The following is a 15,144-nucleotide window of genomic DNA, read 5'->3' as shown; positions in this document are numbered from 1 at the left end:
GAAACCGGGCCGGATCAAGGAGGATCGGCGCTAGCCTATATATGCGCTGCGCGGCGTTACTCCAGTCAGGGCGCCGAAGATCGCAGCAGCAGCGTGCCCCAATAGGCCAGCGCCGCGACGCCGGCGGAGGCCGGAATGGTGATCACCCAGGCATAGACGATCGAACTGGCCACGTTCCAGCGTACCGCCGAGACCCGCCGCGCCGCGCCGACGCCGACAATGGCGCCGGTGATGGTGTGGGTTGTCGACACGGGAACTCCGAGCCAGGTGGCGATGAACAGCGTCGCGGCGCCGCCGGTCTCCGCACAAAACCCCTGCATCGGCGTCAGCTTGGTGATTCTCAGGCCCATGGTGCGGACGATCCGCCAGCCGCCCATCAGGGTGCCCAGCGCCATCGCCGCCTGGCACGCCAGCACCACCCAGAACGGCACCGAAAATTCCGCGCCGAGGTGTCCCTGGGAGTACAGCAGCACGGCGATGATGCCCATGGTCTTTTGCGCGTCGTTGCCGCCGTGCCCCAGCGAATACAGCGAGGCGGAAGCGAACTGCAGGATGCGGAAGGCGCGATCGACCGCGAATGGCGTCGAGCGCACCGACGCCCACGACACGATCGCGACCAGCACCAGCGCCAGCAGAAATCCAACCACCGGCGACAGCACGATCGCGAGCAATGTCTTGGACAGGCCGCTCCAGACCGCGGCCGAAAGCCCAGCCTTCGCCATCCCGCCCCCGACCAGTCCCCCGATCAGGGCATGCGAGCTGGAGGACGGGATCCCCAATCCCCACGTAATCAGATTCCAGACGATCGCCCCGACAAGGGCTGCAAAAATCACCTGCACATCGATCACGCTGGGTTCGATGATCCCGGTGCCGATGGTCTGGGCGACATTGAGCCCGAACACCAGGAAGGCGACGAAATTGAAGAACCCGGCCCACAGCACAGCATATTGCGGCCGCAGCACCCGGGTCGATACGATGGTTGCGATCGAGTTGGCGGCGTCGTGCAATCCGTTGAGAAAGTCGAACAGAAGCGCGACGGCGATTAATCCGACCAAAACCGGAAGACCAAGCGTGGCATCCACTGCGCGGCCCTGCCCTATACCTGTTCGATCACGATGCTGTTGATCTCGTTCGCGACGTCATCGAACCGATCGGCAACCTTCTCCAGATGATCGTAGATTTCGGCGCCGACGATGAAATCCATCGCGTTGGCGTCGCGGTGCTTGAGGAAGAGCTCCTTCAGGCCGATGTCGTGGAGATCGTCGACGCGGCCTTCCAGCTTGGTCAGCTCCTCGGTGATCGCCGTCAGCATCGCGACATTGCTGCCGATCGATTGCATCAATGGCAGCGCGCGGCCGACCAGGTTGGCGCACTCGACCAGCAGCGTGCCCATCTCACGCATCGGCGGCTCGAAGGTGCGGACCTCGAACAGAATGACCGCCTTGGCGGTCTGCTGCATCTGGTCGATGGCGTCGTCCATGGAGGTGATCAGGTTCTTGATGTCGCCGCGGTCGAACGGCGTGATGAAGGTCCGGCGAACCGCGGTGAGCACCTCGCGGGTGACGTTGTCGGCGTCATTCTCGAACTGGTTGACGCGCTGACAGAATACCGGGGTTTCATCGCCGCCGCGCAGCATGTCCTGCAACGCCAGCGCGCCCTGAACGACGGCCTGGGAGTGCCGGGCGAACAGGTCGAAAAATCGTTCCTCCCTGGGAAGAAAAGCGCGAAACCAACGCATCAGCATGGGCTAGATCCATTGTCGGAGAAATGGCCGGCTGAGGCGGCCTGTCACAGGACTGTCATAAACCTTTTCTCCGGTAAAGCGCGCGGCAGGCTAGCGACGGAACCGGGTCATCCACCGCTTTGTAGGGCCTGAAGATGTTCCGTAAACCGGCCGCCTAAAGCGAGCGCCGGAAATAATGCGCGATCTCGCCGATCACGCCGCGGCGGAACGTCAGCACGCACACCACGAAGATCACGCCCTGGATCACCGTCACCCACTGCCCGAATCCGGCCAGGTATTGCTGCATGGCGATGATCACGAAGGCGCCGACCACCGGACCAAACACGGTCCCGAGACCGCCGACCAGCGTCATCAGCACGATTTCGCCGGACATGCTCCAGTGCACGTCGGTCAACGAGGCGTTCTGCGCCACGAACACTTTCAGGGCGCCGGCGAATCCCGCCAGGGTTCCGGACAGGATATAGGCGAGCAGCTTGTATTGGTCGGTTTTGTAACCAAGCGAGATCGCCCGCTGTTCGTTCTCCCGGATCGATTTCAGCACCTCGCCGAACGGCGAGTTGATGGTGCGAAAGATCACCAGAAATCCGAACAGGAAGCCGGCGACGATGACGTAATAAAGCACCGTCGGCCTGGCGAGGTTGAATATCCCGAACAGATACCCCTGCGGAATACCCTGGATGCCGTCCTCGCCATGGGTGAACGGCGTCTGCAGATAGATGAAATACAATAGCTGCGACAATGCGAGCGTGATCATCGCGAAATAGATGCCCTGGCGGCGGATCGCGATGAGCCCGGTGATGACGCCAAGCCCTGCGGCACCTGCGGTTCCCGCCAGAATCCCAAGCTCGGGCGTTAGGCCCCACACCTTCAGCGCATGGGCGGTGACGTAGCCCGCGGTTCCCAGAAACATCGCGTGCCCGAACGACAGCAATCCGCCGTAGCCGATCAGGAGGTTGAAGGCACAAGCCAACAGCGCAAAGCACAGCGCCTGCATCACGAAGAACGGGTAGACGCCGGTCAGCGGCACCACCAGCAAAAGCGCGGTCATAAGACCAAACGCAATCATCTCGTCGCGGATCGTGCGCGGCGTCACCGGTAAAGTATCGTCGGTCATTGCCGTCATGTCAGGTCGCCCGCCCCGTCAGTCCTGAAGGCTTCACCAGCAGCACCAGCACCATGAGGACAAATACCACAGTGTTGGAAGCCTCGGGATAGAAGTATTTGGTCAGTCCCTCGATCACACCAAGCGCAAAGCCGGTGATGATCGAACCCATGATGGAACCCATGCCGCCGATCACCACGACCGCGAACACCACGATAATCAGATCCGCCCCCATCAGCGGTCGCACCTGGTTGATCGGCGCCGACAACACGCCGGCGAGTGCGGCAAGACCGACCCCGAGCCCGTAGGTCAGCGTGATCATCCGCGGCACGTTGATGCCGAAGGCGCGCACCAGCGTCGGGTTTTCGGTGGCGGCGCGCAGGTTGGCACCGAGCCGGGTTCGCTCGATCAGATACCAGGTGGCGAGGCACACGACGAGCGAGAACACGACCACCCAGCCGCGATAGATCGGCAGGAACATGAAGCCGAGATTCATGCCGCCTTTCAGCTCGTCAGGGATCGCGTAGGGCAGTCCGGACGAGCCGAAATAATTCTGGAACACGCCCTGTATGATCAGCGCCATGCCGAATGTCAGCAATAGCCCGTAGAGATGGTCGAGGCCGGAAAGCCATTGCAGCATGGTCCGTTCGAGGATCATGCCGAAAATGCCGACTGCGATCGGAGCGATGATCAGCGCCGGCCAGTATCCGATGCCCGCCACGTTGAGCAGGAAATAGGCGCAGAATGCGCCCATCATATAAAGCGCGCCGTGCGCGAAATTGATGATGTTGAGCATCCCGAAGATCACGGCGAGCCCAAGGCTGAGCAGCGCGTAGAACGAGCCGTTGATCAGTCCCACCAGGAGCTGTGCATAGAGAGCTTGCATATCGATCGATCTTTCGCGCCCAATCTCGTTGTCAGCTGGAGGCAATCCCGCCGGCACGAGGCCGGCGGGGGCCGGCCGCTATTTCTTCAGCATCGCACACTTGCTTTCCGACAGCGGCGTGAACGCCTGGTCGCCTGGAACCGTGCCGATCAGCTTGTAGAAATCCCAGGGGGCCTTGGATTCCGAAGGCTTCTTCACCTCGAACAGATAGGCCGAATGGATGGTGCGGCCGTTGGGTTGAATCTCGCCCTTGCCGAACAGCGTATCGTCGGTCGGGATCGACTTCATCTTCTCCACGACCTTGATGCCGTCGTGCGGATTTCCGCCGAGGGCTTCCATGGCCTTGAAGTAGTGGATCAGGCCGGAATAGACGCCGGCCTGGATCATGGTCGGCGGTGCGCCGTTCTTCATCCGCGCCGCAAATTTCTTGGAGAACGCGCGGGTCTGATCGTTCATGTCCCAATAGAAGGTTTCGGTGAAGTTCAGCCCTTGCGCCGTTTCAAGGCCGATCGCCTTGATGTCGGTGATGAACAGCAAGAGGGCCGCGAGCTTCTGCCCACCCTTGACGATGCCGAATTCGGCGGCCTGCTTGATGGAATTGGTGGTGTCACCACCGGCATTCGCCAACCCGATGACTTTGGCCTTCGACGATTGCGCCTGCAGCAGGAACGAGGAGAAGTCGGACGTGTTCAGCGGATGCTTGACGCCGCCGACGACCTTGCCGCCATTGGCCAGAATGACCGCGGTGGTGTCGCGTTCAAGTGCTGCGCCGAAGGCATAATCGGCGGTGAGGAAAAACCAGGTATCGCCACCGGCCTTCACCAGCGCCTGCCCGGTGGTGTGGGCGAGCATATAGGTGTCGTAGGTCCAGTGCACGGTGTTGGGAGAACACTGCGCATTGGTGAGATCCGAGGTCGCGGCACCCGAATTGATGTAGACGCCGTTCTTTTCCTTGATGACGTTGTTGACCGCGAGTGCGACGCCCGAGTTCGGCACGTCGACGATGACGTCGACCTTGTCGACGTCGAACCACTGCCGCGTGATAGCGGTGCCGACATCCGGCTTGTTCTGGTGATCGCCGGAAATGACATCGATCTTCCAGCCCTTGGCGGCGAGGCCCGAATCCTCGACCGCCATCTGGGCAGCCAGCGTCGAGCCGGGACCGCCGAGATCGGCGTAAAGCCCGGATTGATCGGACAGCGCGCCGATCTTGACGGTCTTGTCCTGGGCAAAAGCGAAGCTTCCGGCCGCGAGGCTTAGCGCCGTACCGAGCAGTAACGATGCGAGATTTCTGTTTTTCATGGTGGTTCCTCCGTGGATCCTTCCCGCTGTTCTTTAGACGCCGAGATAGGTGTGAAGCTTGTCCATATTCGCCTGCAGCTCCGCATTCGCGAAACCATCGATGATCTTGCCATGTTCGACGATGTAGTAGCGGTCCGCGACGGTTGCGGCGAACCGGAAGTTCTGCTCGACCAGAAGGATGGTGAAACCTTCGTTCTTGAGGCGCTTGATGGTGTGGCCGATCTGCTGGATGATGACTGGCGCGAGACCTTCGGTCGGCTCATCGAGCATCAGAAACCGCGCGCCGGTACGCAGGATTCGTGCGATCGCCAACATCTGCTGCTCGCCGCCGGACAATTTGGTACCCTGGCTGTTCAACCGCTCCTTGAGATTGGGGAACAGTTCGAAGATCTGGTCCAGCGACAGGCCGCCGCTGCGCACCACCGGCGGCAACAGCAGGTTTTCACGAACATCAAGGCTGGCGAAAATCCCGCGCTCCTCTGGACAGAAGGCGACGCCCATGCGCGCAATCTTGTCCGACGAGGCGCGGGTAATATCCTGACCATCGAAGCGGATCGAGCCGGTGCGCTTGCCGATGATCCCCATCACCGATTTCAGCGTCGTGGTCTTGCCGGCGCCGTTGCGCCCGAGCAGGGTGACAACCTCGCCGGCATTCACGTCGAAATTGATGCCGTGCAGGATATGCGACTCGCCATACCAGGCTTCGAGATTCTGAACCGACAGCACGGACGCGCCGGCCGCGGCAACGGACCTGGTAGCGGCATCGGCCATTGTCGAATCAACCATGACCGGCCCCCAGATAGGCTTCTTTGACACGCTCGTCCCTGGACAGATCGGCATAATTGCCTTCAGCCAGCACGTGGCCGCGCGTCAGCACGGTGATGATGTCGGAAAGATTGGCAACGACGCTCAGATTGTGTTCGACCATCAGGATCGTGTATTTCGCGGAGATGCGCTTGATCAGCGCCGCGATCTTGTCGATGTCCTCGTGTCCCATGCCGGCCATCGGCTCGTCGAGCAGCATCATTTCCGGATCGAGCGCCAGCGTCGTCGCAATTTCGAGCGCGCGCTTGCGTCCGTAAGGCATCTCGACCGCGGGCGTCATGGCAAACTCGCTGAGACCGACATCGTCCAGCAGTTCGTGGGCACGGCCGTTGAAGCGGTCGAGCACGGTTTTGGAACGCCAGAAGTCGAAGGAGTGCCCGTGCTGACGCTGCAGCGCGACCCGCACATTCTCGAGCGCGGTCAGATGCGGAAATACCGCCGAGATCTGAAACGAGCGCACCAGACCGAGGCGCGCCACGTCAGCCGGCGCCAGCGCCGTTATGTCCTGCCCCTTATACAGGATTTGACCCGCCGAAGGCCTCAGGAACTTGGTCAGCAAATTGAAGCATGTCGTCTTGCCGGCCCCGTTCGGGCCGATCAGCGCATGAATACTGCCGCGGCGGACCCGAAGATCGACGTCGCGAACGGCGAAGAAACCCGCAAATTCCTTGGTTAATCCGTGGGTTTCGAGAATGAACTCATCGGCCAATCAAATTTCCCCCATCAGCCATCGCCGCGACGCCCCATCGCGGGTGGCCAATCTTTTTTCGTCGGCTGGTTCTCCCGGGCGTCTTGGAATTTCGCCTTGGGCCGGCCGTCTCCGGGGCGGAATATGCCGCCAACGGCCCGCCTTACGCAAGGCGGAAAGCTGGGCATATCCGCAAGCGCGCATTGAGCCGATTGGCCATTAGTCGAATGACGAAAGCGGTCAAGGGGACACGATTGGAGCGGTTCGCCCCGGGTTGTTTTTGAGAGCCGACCAGGCCGGACGGAAAGCAGTCATTAACGCTGTTAAGCTGCATTTTCGGGTTTTCATTAAATATTTCCGCCTCGGGATCGATGCTAGGGTGTTTTACATCGAGACCGGACCCACAGCCTTGGAATTCGAAAGCGCCAACCCAACGATCCTCAAGTCGATCAAGCAACGTGATCTCTTGAACACGTGGCTGCGGCTTTATGCCCGCGCGCAGCTTTTGCCGCGCATTGTGGAGTACCAACCCGAACGGCTCGCCGAGGAACTTCCGGACCTCGTCTTTTATAACGTCACTGCAGCACACTCGCCGCCGCGTCTAGTGATCCAGAGCGACGGCACGCGGATGTCCGCGGCCTACGGCCACACCGGCAAGGGCCGTTATCTCGACGAATATCTCGGCGCCAAGCTCGCTTCGGTGGTGATGCCGGTCTACCATGAATGTCTGGCGCGCGCGCTTCCAGTCTACACCATCTCTGACATCGACGACAGCTACGGGCGCCTCGTCGCCTATGAGCGGCTATTGCTGCCGTTCTCGGATGGCGGCGACGTCACTCACGTCATCGCGTCGTTAAAGACCATCAGCGAAGACGGCGGATTCGAGATCAAGAATCTGATGCGGGGAAATGACGCGCTGCCGACGGCAAAGCTTCGCGTCGTGATCGATCGCGATCTATTCCATCGCGCACCCGGCCGTATTCCCGCCGGTGACCTGATCGAATTCAGCTAGCAACATCGCGGCTGGATCACCCTAGCCCTTCGCGCGCCGCGCCCCGCCCGGGCCCGCCACTTCCTTGGCGTAGATGTCCGGCTTGAATCCGACGAGCAGCTTGCCGCCGAGATCGAGCACCGGCCGCTTGATCATCGACGGCTGCGCCAGCATCAAGGCAAGCGCCTTGCGCTCGTTCAGGCCTGCTTTGTCGTCATCGGGCAATTTGCGAAACGTGGTCCCGGCACGATTGAGCAGGGTTTCCCAGCCCAGTTCGTCGCACCAATGCTTGAGCTTATCCTTGGCGATGCCTTCGGTCTTGTAGTCATGAAAGCCGTAGGCCACGCCGTGGCCATCGAGCCAGGCGCGCGCCTTCTTCATGGTGTCGCAGTTCTTGATGCCGTAGATGGTGATCGTCATTTTCCGATTGCCCTGGAGTTTTCCGCCCGACCATCAATCAAGCCACGCTGGGCGTCAACGGGTCCGTCATCGCCTGATCAGATCGCTGCCACTGTCTGCACCTCGACCAGGAATGGCTCCTGAACCAACCGGTCGACCATCAGCAACGTGTTTGGCGGATACTTGCCGTCGGGAAACATTTTTGGAAACTCGCGCAGGCGGAATGCCATGAACTTCGGGATGTCCTGCGAATGCACCAGGAACGTCGTGAACTGAACGACGTTGCGCCAGGAAGCACCGGCGGATTTGAGGGCGGCTTCGACATTGCGAAAGACCTGCGTGGTCTGCGTATCGAAATCATCCGCGCCGACAATGTTGCCCGCAGCGTCGCCGGAAAGCATGCCGGCAATGAAGAGGAACTCGTTCGCCTTCACGCGTGTCACGTGGCTGTATTGGCCCATCGGAGGGCCGAGTTCGCTCGGATTGTAGATGTTGATCTCCGCTGGCATGGCGTCTCCTCAGGACCGCTTCGGAATCTCCAGTCCGCGTTTTACCGCTGGTCGAGCCAGGCCGCGGTCGAGCCACGCCGAGACGTTGCCAAAACCATCGAACGCGACCAGTTCGCGTGCCCCGTAAAATCCGATCAGATTGCGTACCCAGCCGAGCATCGAGATGTCCGCGATGGTGTAATCGTCGTCCATGATCCACTGCCGTCCGCCGAGACGAGACTCCATGACGTCAAGCAGGCGTTTTGACTCCGTGACGTACCGCTCAAGCGGCCGCTTGTCGGCGATCTCCTTGCCGGCGAATTTGTGGAAGTAGCCGACCTGGCCGAACATCGGCCCGATTCCGCCAATCTGGAAGTGCACCCACTGAATGGTCTGGTAGCGGCGCGCCGCGTCAGCCGGCAACAGCTTGCCGGTTTTCTCGCCGAGATATTGCAGGATCGCGCCCGACTCGAACAACCCGAGCGGTTTGCCACCCGGCCCATCCGGATCGATGATCGCGGGGATCTTGCCGTTCGGGTTGAGCGACAGGAACTCCGGCGTCTTCTGGTCGTCCTTGTTGAAGTCGACCAGATGCACTTCGTAAGGCAACCCGGTTTCTTCCAGCATGATCGAGACCTTCACGCCGTTCGGCGTCGGCAGCGAATAGAGCTGAAGCCGGTCCGGATGTTTCGCGGGCCAGCGTCTGGTGATCGGAAAAGCGGAAAGGTCGGACATCACAACTCGTTCTTTGCCGGTTTCTGGTTGCGCGCCTAATGTACGGCTATCGCCGCATGTGACAAGGGTCAGCGCCTGCCAATGCGCGGCGCTGAAGACGCGCGGCCCGCGCAATTCGTCGACGCCGATGCTTCCCGATCAAGACGGGCGTGTCCGGCGGCGTCGGCTGGCCATCAGCTTCAGCCACGCCGCCGAATGGAAGGCGCTCATCAGCAGGTACATCGGAACCATTCCCCCCAGCGATACCGGATCTGGCGTGCTCGAGCACATCATCGCCATTGTCCTGTCACCGAGAGCGACCATCAGCAGCGCCATGATGGCGAAGGTCGGCGCGGCCGCGAGGCCCAGCCAATTGGCTATGCCGCGCGCCGCCGCGGCGCCCTCGTCATCACAACCGGTGCCGCCAGTCGCGTTGGCGGGATAGGCGTCGGTCATGCCTTCGCGCCTGCGTCACGGTTGCGGAAGGCGGCCTCTCCGGCGTCCGACACCTCGACCCACCTCTGATCGGGTGCGGCGGCGACGGCGTAATTGTCGTGCCAGTTCCACCACTTGTAGGCCGGGCTCTGAGGATAGCCCTGCGGAGAGTCCTCCCACGTCTCCTGGCGCCCGAGCGGCGTCGCGTCGAGATAGCTCCAGGTGGTTCCCATCGCCTCGTCGCCACGGGAGTTGATGAAGTAGGTGCGGAACACCTTGTCGCCGTCGCAGAAAAAAACGTTGTGGCCGTGCCACTGGTCGACGCCGAAGTCGGCGTCGAAGCTGTCCGTCAGGGTGTACCACGGCATCTCCCAGCCCATTCGGGCTTTCAGGCGCGCGATATCCGCCTGCGGCGCGCGCGATGCAAACGCAAGCGTGGTGTCGCGGGCGTTGAGGTGCGCGAGGTGGGCGACCTGGTCGGCACCCAGGGAGCAGCCACGGCAGGCATGCTCCGGCCACCCATACACCCCGGGCTCGAAAAAAGCGCGGTAGAGGATCAATTGACGGCGGCCCTCGAACAGGCCGAGCAGGCTCGTCTTGCCCTTCGGCCCCTCGAACGCATAGGCCTTCTCCACCGCCATCCATGGCATGCGCCGACGCTCGGCGGCCAGCACGTCGCGGGCGCGGCTGAAGGCCTTCTCCTTCACAAGCATCTCTTCGCGCGCGGCCTCCCATGCCTGCGGCGACACGATTGGCGGTGTGTGGATTGCGAGCTTGCCGCCGTTCCGCTCAGTCTCATGTGCTGTCTGCATCGCTAACCTCCTGCTTGTTGAATGGGGACGATCGATACTGAGGAGCGCGGCTCATCCATCGGCGCTTGCCTCCGGCGCCGCGACCAGTTCCGCGTCGTCAATGACGTAGCGAACATATTTGTAGTCGCGGATGAAGCTGATCCGGCCATCCCGCCATTCCAGCCACATCAGGTAGCCGGGCTTCACTGCCTGGGGATCCTCGTAGACCGCGATGACCTCGCGGCCATCGAGCCAGGCGGGAGCGAGCCGCACCGGGGCACTGCGCGAATAGATGCCGAAGAACATGCCCACGTCGGCGGCGCCGGCGCGCAGCGGGTACGTGGACTGAACGAGCTTGACGTCGTCGGCCAGCAGCGCCCGCAGGCCTTCCCAGTCCCGCTGGTTGAACAGCGCGACGTAGCGCGTCACGTTTGCTGACGCCGGCCGCGCCTCCGCCAGCGTGGCGGCTTGCGCGTTGATCTCCCGAAGACGGGCGCGGCCGCGCGCCAGATGGCCCTTCACGGCGTCGACGGTAAGGTCGAGAAGAGCGGCGATCTCCGACAACTGCTCGTCGAGCACGTCCTTCAGGATGACGACGCTGCGCTGAAGGGTCGGAAGCTCCGCAAAGCGCGACACCGCGGTCCCGACCGCTTCCTGGCGCATCAGCATCTCGACGGGGTCAGGGCTGGCCTGGTCGACGACTTCAGCGGCGGCGTCGATCGGCTCGGTCATGCGCACCGCCCGGCCGCGCAGCAGGTCGAGCGCGCGATTATGGGCGATCCGGAACAGCCAGGCACGCATGGGCGCGTCCTCCCCTAGGTCGTCCAGGGCGGCGAAGGCCCGCGTGAAGGTATCCTGCACCACATCCTCGCCATCGATCACCGAGCCCATCAGGCGCGCGCAATAGCGGTGCAGCTCCGGCCGCAACTCATCGGCGAGCGCCAGGAGCTGCGCGTGGCGCGCCGAGGTCGGTCCCGCACTCAAGCCGCCGCTCCCTCAAGCATGGTGATTCCGGTGTCGCCCTTGAGCCCAAAGGCAAAGCCCTCGGCATATTTCGGGTCATCCAGCACGGAAACAACTTTCTCGCCCAACTCCCGGGGCGGCATCGGCGCACCGAAGCGGGCGAGGAACGCTTCGGGCTTGAGACCCGCGGCGCGCGCATAGGCGTTGGCACCCGCGTCGCCGACCCCGGTGCCGCCGATAATCTGCATCGGCACGATCGCCTGGAAGCGGATCCCGAGCTGCTTCTGCTCCGAAATGCCGTTGGCGTACCTGGCCATGATCAGGAGCATGCGTTTGGCGCCGGCGTAGCCGCCCGACAGCGGCGATCCGTTCACGGCCGCGCCGCTCGATCCGACCAAGACACGGCTTCCGGGCTTGAGTGGCAGGTTGAGCGCGGCCTGCAGCCAATAGAGCCCGCCCCTGACGTCGGTCTCCCAGGTCGCGGTGAAATCCGCCCAGCTGATCTGGTCCAACCGACCCATCCGCGGCGCCGCGCCGGCGTTCAACACCAGGATGTCCGGACGGACCTGGCCAAGGATGCGGTGGGCTGCGGTCTCGTCCGTCACGTCGGCAGAGATCGTGGCGACCCCGAGTCGGGCGTGGACACTTTCGAGCGCATCGGCGTCGCGGGCGACGACGGTCACCCTGGCGCCGTGCGCGATCAGGGCCTCGACCATGCCCAGCCCAAGGCCACGGCTTCCGCCGGTGACGATGACATGGTTGTCTTTGAGGCTCATGTTTGGCTCCGGTGTCTCGTGTCCAGATACAGCCAGGACGATTGAGCCACCGAAAAGGAGCCAGCAATGGGTTGAGGATCTGAACACGAGCGCGTGAAGCGAATGTTGTCACGCGCCACGCGAGCTTCAGTCGATCCGCGCCAGCACCTGCTCCAGGTTTGCAAAGAACCGCGGCCATCCGAACTTGGCACCCTGATAGGCCTGCTGCTGATCGCTCCGGAAGCCCGACTGCTCCATGCGCAGATGGGTCCCCGCGCTAGTGGGCGTGAGCGTCCAGGTCACGACACTCTCGAGGCCCATCGCCGCCCAGGTGTAAGACAGCGTCTTGTTCGGCTCGACGGTCTGAACCTGGCAGTCGACCGCGCCCCAGTCGGCGCTAAGGCTGAAACGGTGGTCCACCACCGGCTTGAAGTCGTTCTGCATCAGCCACTCCGCGATCAGCTGCGGTTGCGTCAGCGCACGCCAGATCTTTTCGGGGGGAAAAGCGATCTCGCGTTCGACGATGACGGAAAGCGTTTCGGTCGCAGTATTGGTCATGGGTCCATCCTTCATCGGTCCATCCTTTTGCGTCAATCTTTTGGGTGATCGAACCGGCTGAACGATCCGCGGCTCAAGCGCTCTTTTTGTTGCGGGCGCCGGCGGCCGCGCGCACCGACAGGTTCTGCGCCACGGCGGCGCGGATCAGCGCCTGCAACGCCTTTTCATTAATCTTGCCGCCCTCGGGGATATCGATGGCGCGCCGGGTGTTGCCTTCGAGGCTGGAGTTGAACAGCCCTGATGGGTCCGGCAACGCCGCGCCTCTGGCGAAGGTCAGCTTCACGACAGCCTTATAGGTCTCGCCGGTGCAGATGATTCCGCCGTGCGACCACACCGGAACCCCGCGCCACTTCCACTCCTCGACCACGTCGGGGTCGGCCTGCCTGATCAGCGTTCGGACCCGGGCGAGCGTCTCGCCGCGCCAGTCCTTCAACTCCCGGATCCTCGCATCGATCAGCCGCGAGGCATCGTCTATCGCTTTGCCCTCCTTCGCAGCGCCTGCGCTTTTCTTCATGGTGCTCGTCGCGCGTTTGGCGGCGACGGCGCGGGTCTTGGTCGCGGGTTTGCTCATTGGTCCATCCTCTTGAGCAGGTCTTCGAGCTGGTCGAACCGGCTCTGCCAGAAGCCGGTCATCCGGCTGGTCCAGTCGGTCAGCGGCGCCAGCGCGCCGAGCTGCGCGCTGTAATGCGTCTGGCGGCCTTCGTGGCGGTCGCGCACCAGCCCAGCCTGCTTCAGGATCCCGAGATGCTTGGAGACCGCCGGTTGCGAGACCCCGGCCTTCGCCGTCAGGGCCCCGACCGTCTGGTCGCCGTCGCGGCATAACCGCTCGAAGATCGCCCGGCGCGTCGGATCGGCCAGCGTTCGGAACAGGATCTCGTGGGGCTGCAGCATGCCAATTGATAACCCGTTGGCTATTGGCCAAAACCATAACCGGTAAGCTATATGTGTCAAGAGGGAGAAACGGCGCCGACGTGCGCGGGTTCGTTCCCGCGGCGCGGAGCGCGCCCGAGGTTGTGCATGAACGTTGCCCTCGAAAGAACTGAGGGCGCAGGGAAAGCCGGGTGCCGATTGCACCCATGGGTCCCGTGCAACAAAAAGCACGGGGGTAGGACCACAGGTTCAACCGGAATCACGCCGGCTTTCCCCGCGCGGTGGTTTACGGCTTACTTCGCGCTCTCCCCGGTGACCGGGCTTGTTTGCCACCGTCGCTATCGCAAGTCGCCCTGCGAAAACTTGACGCCAGCGTCGGGGCGTCAGGACCACACGACTTCGCCGTCCGCTGGAGCCGCGCTCGTCCGCCGCAGCACCCCGCGTCCACCGCATCCCACCGCAACGTTCGTGACGATCGCGAGCCGCCCCTCATCCGCCGTGAGACGCGCGGATTTAGACCAGTGATTTGCCCGACGGCAAAAGCGGAATATTTTTGCGCGGAGGGCTGGACACACTTTTGGTGATTTGCCCGTCAGGTCAATTGGCCGCATGCGAAATCGCGTTACGTCATTGCGAGCGAAGCGAAGCAATCCATTGGGCCGCTTGCTGCGGCGTGGATTGCTTCGTCGCTACGCTCCCTTGCGCAAACGCTTCGCGTTTGTCGCAGGCAATGACGGCGTCATCGCTCCGGGAGTTGCCGGGCGAAGGCTTCAAAGGCGGCGGTGAAGGCGTCGGGGTCTTCCATGAACGCGCTGTGGCCGCCACGGAACATTTGCACTTTCGCGCTCGACCGGCTGACCGCGGGGCGATTGCGGGCCCAGCTGACAATGCGGTCGCCCTTCGCCCAGGCGAACAGCATGGGGCGATCGATACGCCACAACAACTCGCGAATGTCGGCCTCCGCACGGCCGAAACTGGCCCAGGCCTGCGCCAAAACTCCCGCGGTCTCCCGGCCGGCAGCGATAATCCTCTGGCGCTGCTCGCGCGCCGGTCGACCCGGAAGCACCGTCTTGTAGAAGATCGCGAACGCGGGTGAAAACCAGATGGCGCCACGCGCGCCCGCCCGGAAAAAGCCGGACATCGCGGCGCAGAAGGTTCGCGCGAAACCGTCGACCGCAACCAGCCCGCCGGGATTGCAGAGCACCAGCGCGCGGATCAGCGCGGGCTGTTTCGCCGCGACAATCATCGCCGCCGCACCGCCGATCGAGTTGCCGATCACGATCGGCGGATCGCCCAGCACGAACGCGGCCGCGATCACACCGGCCAGAATCTCCGCGTAGCGGCTGGCCGACGCCTCCGCGCCCGTGGCGTCGTCCGGGTTTCGCCCCTGCCCGGGCCAGTCGAGGCAGACAATCTCAAAACCCTTGTCGTGCATCCGTTTCCAGAACGCCTCGAAATCCCTCCCCCCATGTCCAATCGCGTGAAGGCAGAGCACCGGCGCGCCCGCACCGCGCCTGGACAGCGCCAGCCGCGTCCCGGCGGCGTCGATCCATGAAAACGGCTCGGCGACGCCGGCCTGGGCTCTCAGATTTTCGTATGTGATTTGCATATCACTAAGTGATACGTGTATCAC

At 62.8% G+C, this 15,144-nt stretch carries 19 protein-coding genes; 1 reads left to right on the top strand and 18 read right to left on the bottom strand.

The window, feature by feature from the left end:
• Positions 1-65: 65 nt before the first annotated feature.
• The 7 genes from E8A46_RS06235 to E8A46_RS06205 all read right to left on the bottom strand — a co-directional run bounded on the left by E8A46_RS06235 (position 66) and on the right by E8A46_RS06205 (position 6,568).
• Positions 66-1,082 (bottom strand): inorganic phosphate transporter, encoded by a 1,017-nt coding sequence (locus E8A46_RS06235; protein WP_291558753.1) that lies wholly within the window; start codon positions 1,080-1,082, stop codon positions 66-68.
• A gap of 14 nt (positions 1,083-1,096) precedes the next feature.
• Positions 1,097-1,741 (bottom strand): DUF47 domain-containing protein, encoded by a 645-nt coding sequence (locus E8A46_RS06230; protein ID WP_291559002.1) that lies wholly within the window; start codon positions 1,739-1,741, stop codon positions 1,097-1,099.
• 157 nt (positions 1,742-1,898) lie between these two features.
• On the bottom strand, positions 1,899-2,867 hold the full coding sequence (locus tag E8A46_RS06225; RefSeq protein ID WP_291558751.1) for a branched-chain amino acid ABC transporter permease: 969 nt from the start codon (positions 2,865-2,867) through the stop codon (positions 1,899-1,901).
• A 1-nt stretch (position 2,868) separates the two neighbouring features.
• Positions 2,869-3,732 carry a branched-chain amino acid ABC transporter permease gene (locus E8A46_RS06220; protein WP_291558749.1) on the bottom strand — a complete coding sequence of 288 codons (864 nt, stop codon included), beginning with the start codon at positions 3,730-3,732 and terminating at the stop codon, positions 2,869-2,871.
• Between the two features lie 78 nt (positions 3,733-3,810).
• On the bottom strand, positions 3,811-5,034 hold the full coding sequence (locus E8A46_RS06215; RefSeq protein WP_291558747.1) for an ABC transporter substrate-binding protein: 1,224 nt from the start codon (positions 5,032-5,034) through the stop codon (positions 3,811-3,813).
• Positions 5,035-5,067: 33 nt separating this feature from the next.
• Positions 5,068-5,820 (bottom strand): ABC transporter ATP-binding protein, encoded by a 753-nt coding sequence (locus E8A46_RS06210; protein WP_291558745.1) that lies wholly within the window; start codon positions 5,818-5,820, stop codon positions 5,068-5,070.
• Positions 5,813-6,568 carry an ABC transporter ATP-binding protein gene (locus tag E8A46_RS06205; protein ID WP_291558743.1) on the bottom strand — a complete coding sequence of 252 codons (756 nt, stop codon included), beginning with the start codon at positions 6,566-6,568 and terminating at the stop codon, positions 5,813-5,815. The genes E8A46_RS06210 and E8A46_RS06205 overlap by 8 nt, the downstream gene beginning before the upstream one ends.
• Before the next feature lie 388 nt (positions 6,569-6,956).
• On the opposite strand from E8A46_RS06205, the gene E8A46_RS06200 reads away from it, so the two are divergent.
• On the top strand, positions 6,957-7,559 hold the full coding sequence (locus E8A46_RS06200; protein WP_291558741.1) for a PAS domain-containing protein: 603 nt from the start codon (positions 6,957-6,959) through the stop codon (positions 7,557-7,559).
• Between the two features lie 21 nt (positions 7,560-7,580).
• On the opposite strand, the gene E8A46_RS06195 is transcribed toward E8A46_RS06200, so the two are convergent.
• The 11 genes from E8A46_RS06195 to E8A46_RS06145 all read right to left on the bottom strand — a co-directional run bounded on the left by E8A46_RS06195 (position 7,581) and on the right by E8A46_RS06145 (position 15,120).
• Positions 7,581-7,958, bottom strand: coding sequence for an ArsC family reductase (locus E8A46_RS06195; protein WP_291558739.1), 378 nt, complete (start codon positions 7,956-7,958; stop codon positions 7,581-7,583).
• A gap of 77 nt (positions 7,959-8,035) precedes the next feature.
• A complete protein-coding gene (locus E8A46_RS06190; protein WP_291558737.1) occupies positions 8,036-8,446 on the bottom strand; it encodes a RidA family protein in 411 nt (136 codons plus the stop codon).
• A 9-nt stretch (positions 8,447-8,455) separates the two neighbouring features.
• Positions 8,456-9,160: a glutathione S-transferase N-terminal domain-containing protein gene (locus E8A46_RS06185; RefSeq protein ID WP_291558736.1), complete on the bottom strand. Its 705-nt coding sequence runs from the start codon at positions 9,158-9,160 to the stop codon at positions 8,456-8,458.
• Positions 9,161-9,298: 138 nt separating this feature from the next.
• Positions 9,299-9,595, bottom strand: coding sequence for a hypothetical protein (locus E8A46_RS06180; protein ID WP_291558734.1), 297 nt, complete (start codon positions 9,593-9,595; stop codon positions 9,299-9,301).
• Positions 9,592-10,386, bottom strand: a complete 795-nt coding sequence (locus tag E8A46_RS06175) for a DUF899 family protein (RefSeq protein ID WP_291558731.1) — start codon at positions 10,384-10,386, stop codon at positions 9,592-9,594. Before E8A46_RS06175 ends, E8A46_RS06180 begins: the two co-directional genes overlap by 4 nt.
• A 51-nt stretch (positions 10,387-10,437) precedes the next feature.
• Positions 10,438-11,349: a sigma-70 family RNA polymerase sigma factor gene (locus E8A46_RS06170; RefSeq protein ID WP_291558729.1), complete on the bottom strand. Its 912-nt coding sequence runs from the start codon at positions 11,347-11,349 to the stop codon at positions 10,438-10,440.
• Entirely contained in the window at positions 11,346-12,104 is a 759-nt protein-coding gene (locus E8A46_RS06165; RefSeq protein WP_291558727.1) for an SDR family oxidoreductase, read from the bottom strand. The genes E8A46_RS06170 and E8A46_RS06165 overlap by 4 nt, the downstream gene beginning before the upstream one ends.
• Positions 12,105-12,230: 126 nt before the next feature.
• A complete protein-coding gene (locus tag E8A46_RS06160) occupies positions 12,231-12,641 on the bottom strand; it encodes an SRPBCC domain-containing protein (protein ID WP_291558725.1) in 411 nt (136 codons plus the stop codon).
• 73 nt (positions 12,642-12,714) lie between these two features.
• Positions 12,715-13,155 (bottom strand): DUF1801 domain-containing protein, encoded by a 441-nt coding sequence (locus E8A46_RS06155; protein ID WP_291559001.1) that lies wholly within the window; start codon positions 13,153-13,155, stop codon positions 12,715-12,717.
• A gap of 53 nt (positions 13,156-13,208) precedes the next feature.
• Positions 13,209-13,532, bottom strand: a complete 324-nt coding sequence (locus E8A46_RS06150; RefSeq protein WP_291558722.1) for a metalloregulator ArsR/SmtB family transcription factor — start codon at positions 13,530-13,532, stop codon at positions 13,209-13,211.
• 718 nt (positions 13,533-14,250) lie between these two features.
• Positions 14,251-15,120, bottom strand: a complete 870-nt coding sequence (locus E8A46_RS06145) for an alpha/beta hydrolase (protein WP_291558721.1) — start codon at positions 15,118-15,120, stop codon at positions 14,251-14,253.
• Between the last annotated feature and the right edge of the window lie 24 nt (positions 15,121-15,144).

It is taken from the genome of Bradyrhizobium sp. (assembly GCF_004799445.1).
GTDB lineage: Bacteria > Pseudomonadota > Alphaproteobacteria > Rhizobiales > Xanthobacteraceae > Bradyrhizobium.
The sequence above is the reverse complement of the archived record's forward strand: the minus strand, read 5'-3'. Positions and strand labels throughout refer to the sequence as shown.

Coding starts and splice junctions, on each gene's coding strand:
- E8A46_RS06225 (WP_291558751.1), bottom strand. CDS start 2,867: ATGACGGCAATGACCGACGATACTTTACCGGTGACGCCGCGCACGATC.
- E8A46_RS06220 (WP_291558749.1), bottom strand. CDS start 3,732: ATGCAAGCTCTCTATGCACAGCTCCTGGTGGGACTGATCAACGGCTCG.
- E8A46_RS06215 (WP_291558747.1), bottom strand. CDS start 5,034: ATGAAAAACAGAAATCTCGCATCGTTACTGCTCGGTACGGCGCTAAGC.
- E8A46_RS06210 (WP_291558745.1), bottom strand. CDS start 5,820: ATGGTTGATTCGACAATGGCCGATGCCGCTACCAGGTCCGTTGCCGCG.
- E8A46_RS06195 (WP_291558739.1), bottom strand. CDS start 7,958: ATGACGATCACCATCTACGGCATCAAGAACTGCGACACCATGAAGAAG.
- E8A46_RS06190 (WP_291558737.1), bottom strand. CDS start 8,446: ATGCCAGCGGAGATCAACATCTACAATCCGAGCGAACTCGGCCCTCCG.
- E8A46_RS06185 (WP_291558736.1), bottom strand. CDS start 9,160: ATGTCCGACCTTTCCGCTTTTCCGATCACCAGACGCTGGCCCGCGAAA.
- E8A46_RS06180 (WP_291558734.1), bottom strand. CDS start 9,595: ATGACCGACGCCTATCCCGCCAACGCGACTGGCGGCACCGGTTGTGAT.
- E8A46_RS06175 (WP_291558731.1), bottom strand. CDS start 10,386: ATGCAGACAGCACATGAGACTGAGCGGAACGGCGGCAAGCTCGCAATC.
- E8A46_RS06165 (WP_291558727.1), bottom strand. CDS start 12,104: ATGAGCCTCAAAGACAACCATGTCATCGTCACCGGCGGAAGCCGTGGC.
- E8A46_RS06160 (WP_291558725.1), bottom strand. CDS start 12,641: ATGACCAATACTGCGACCGAAACGCTTTCCGTCATCGTCGAACGCGAG.
- E8A46_RS06155 (WP_291559001.1), bottom strand. CDS start 13,155: ATGAAGAAAAGCGCAGGCGCTGCGAAGGAGGGCAAAGCGATAGACGAT.
- E8A46_RS06150 (WP_291558722.1), bottom strand. CDS start 13,532: ATGCTGCAGCCCCACGAGATCCTGTTCCGAACGCTGGCCGATCCGACG.
- E8A46_RS06145 (WP_291558721.1), bottom strand. CDS start 15,120: ATGCAAATCACATACGAAAATCTGAGAGCCCAGGCCGGCGTCGCCGAG.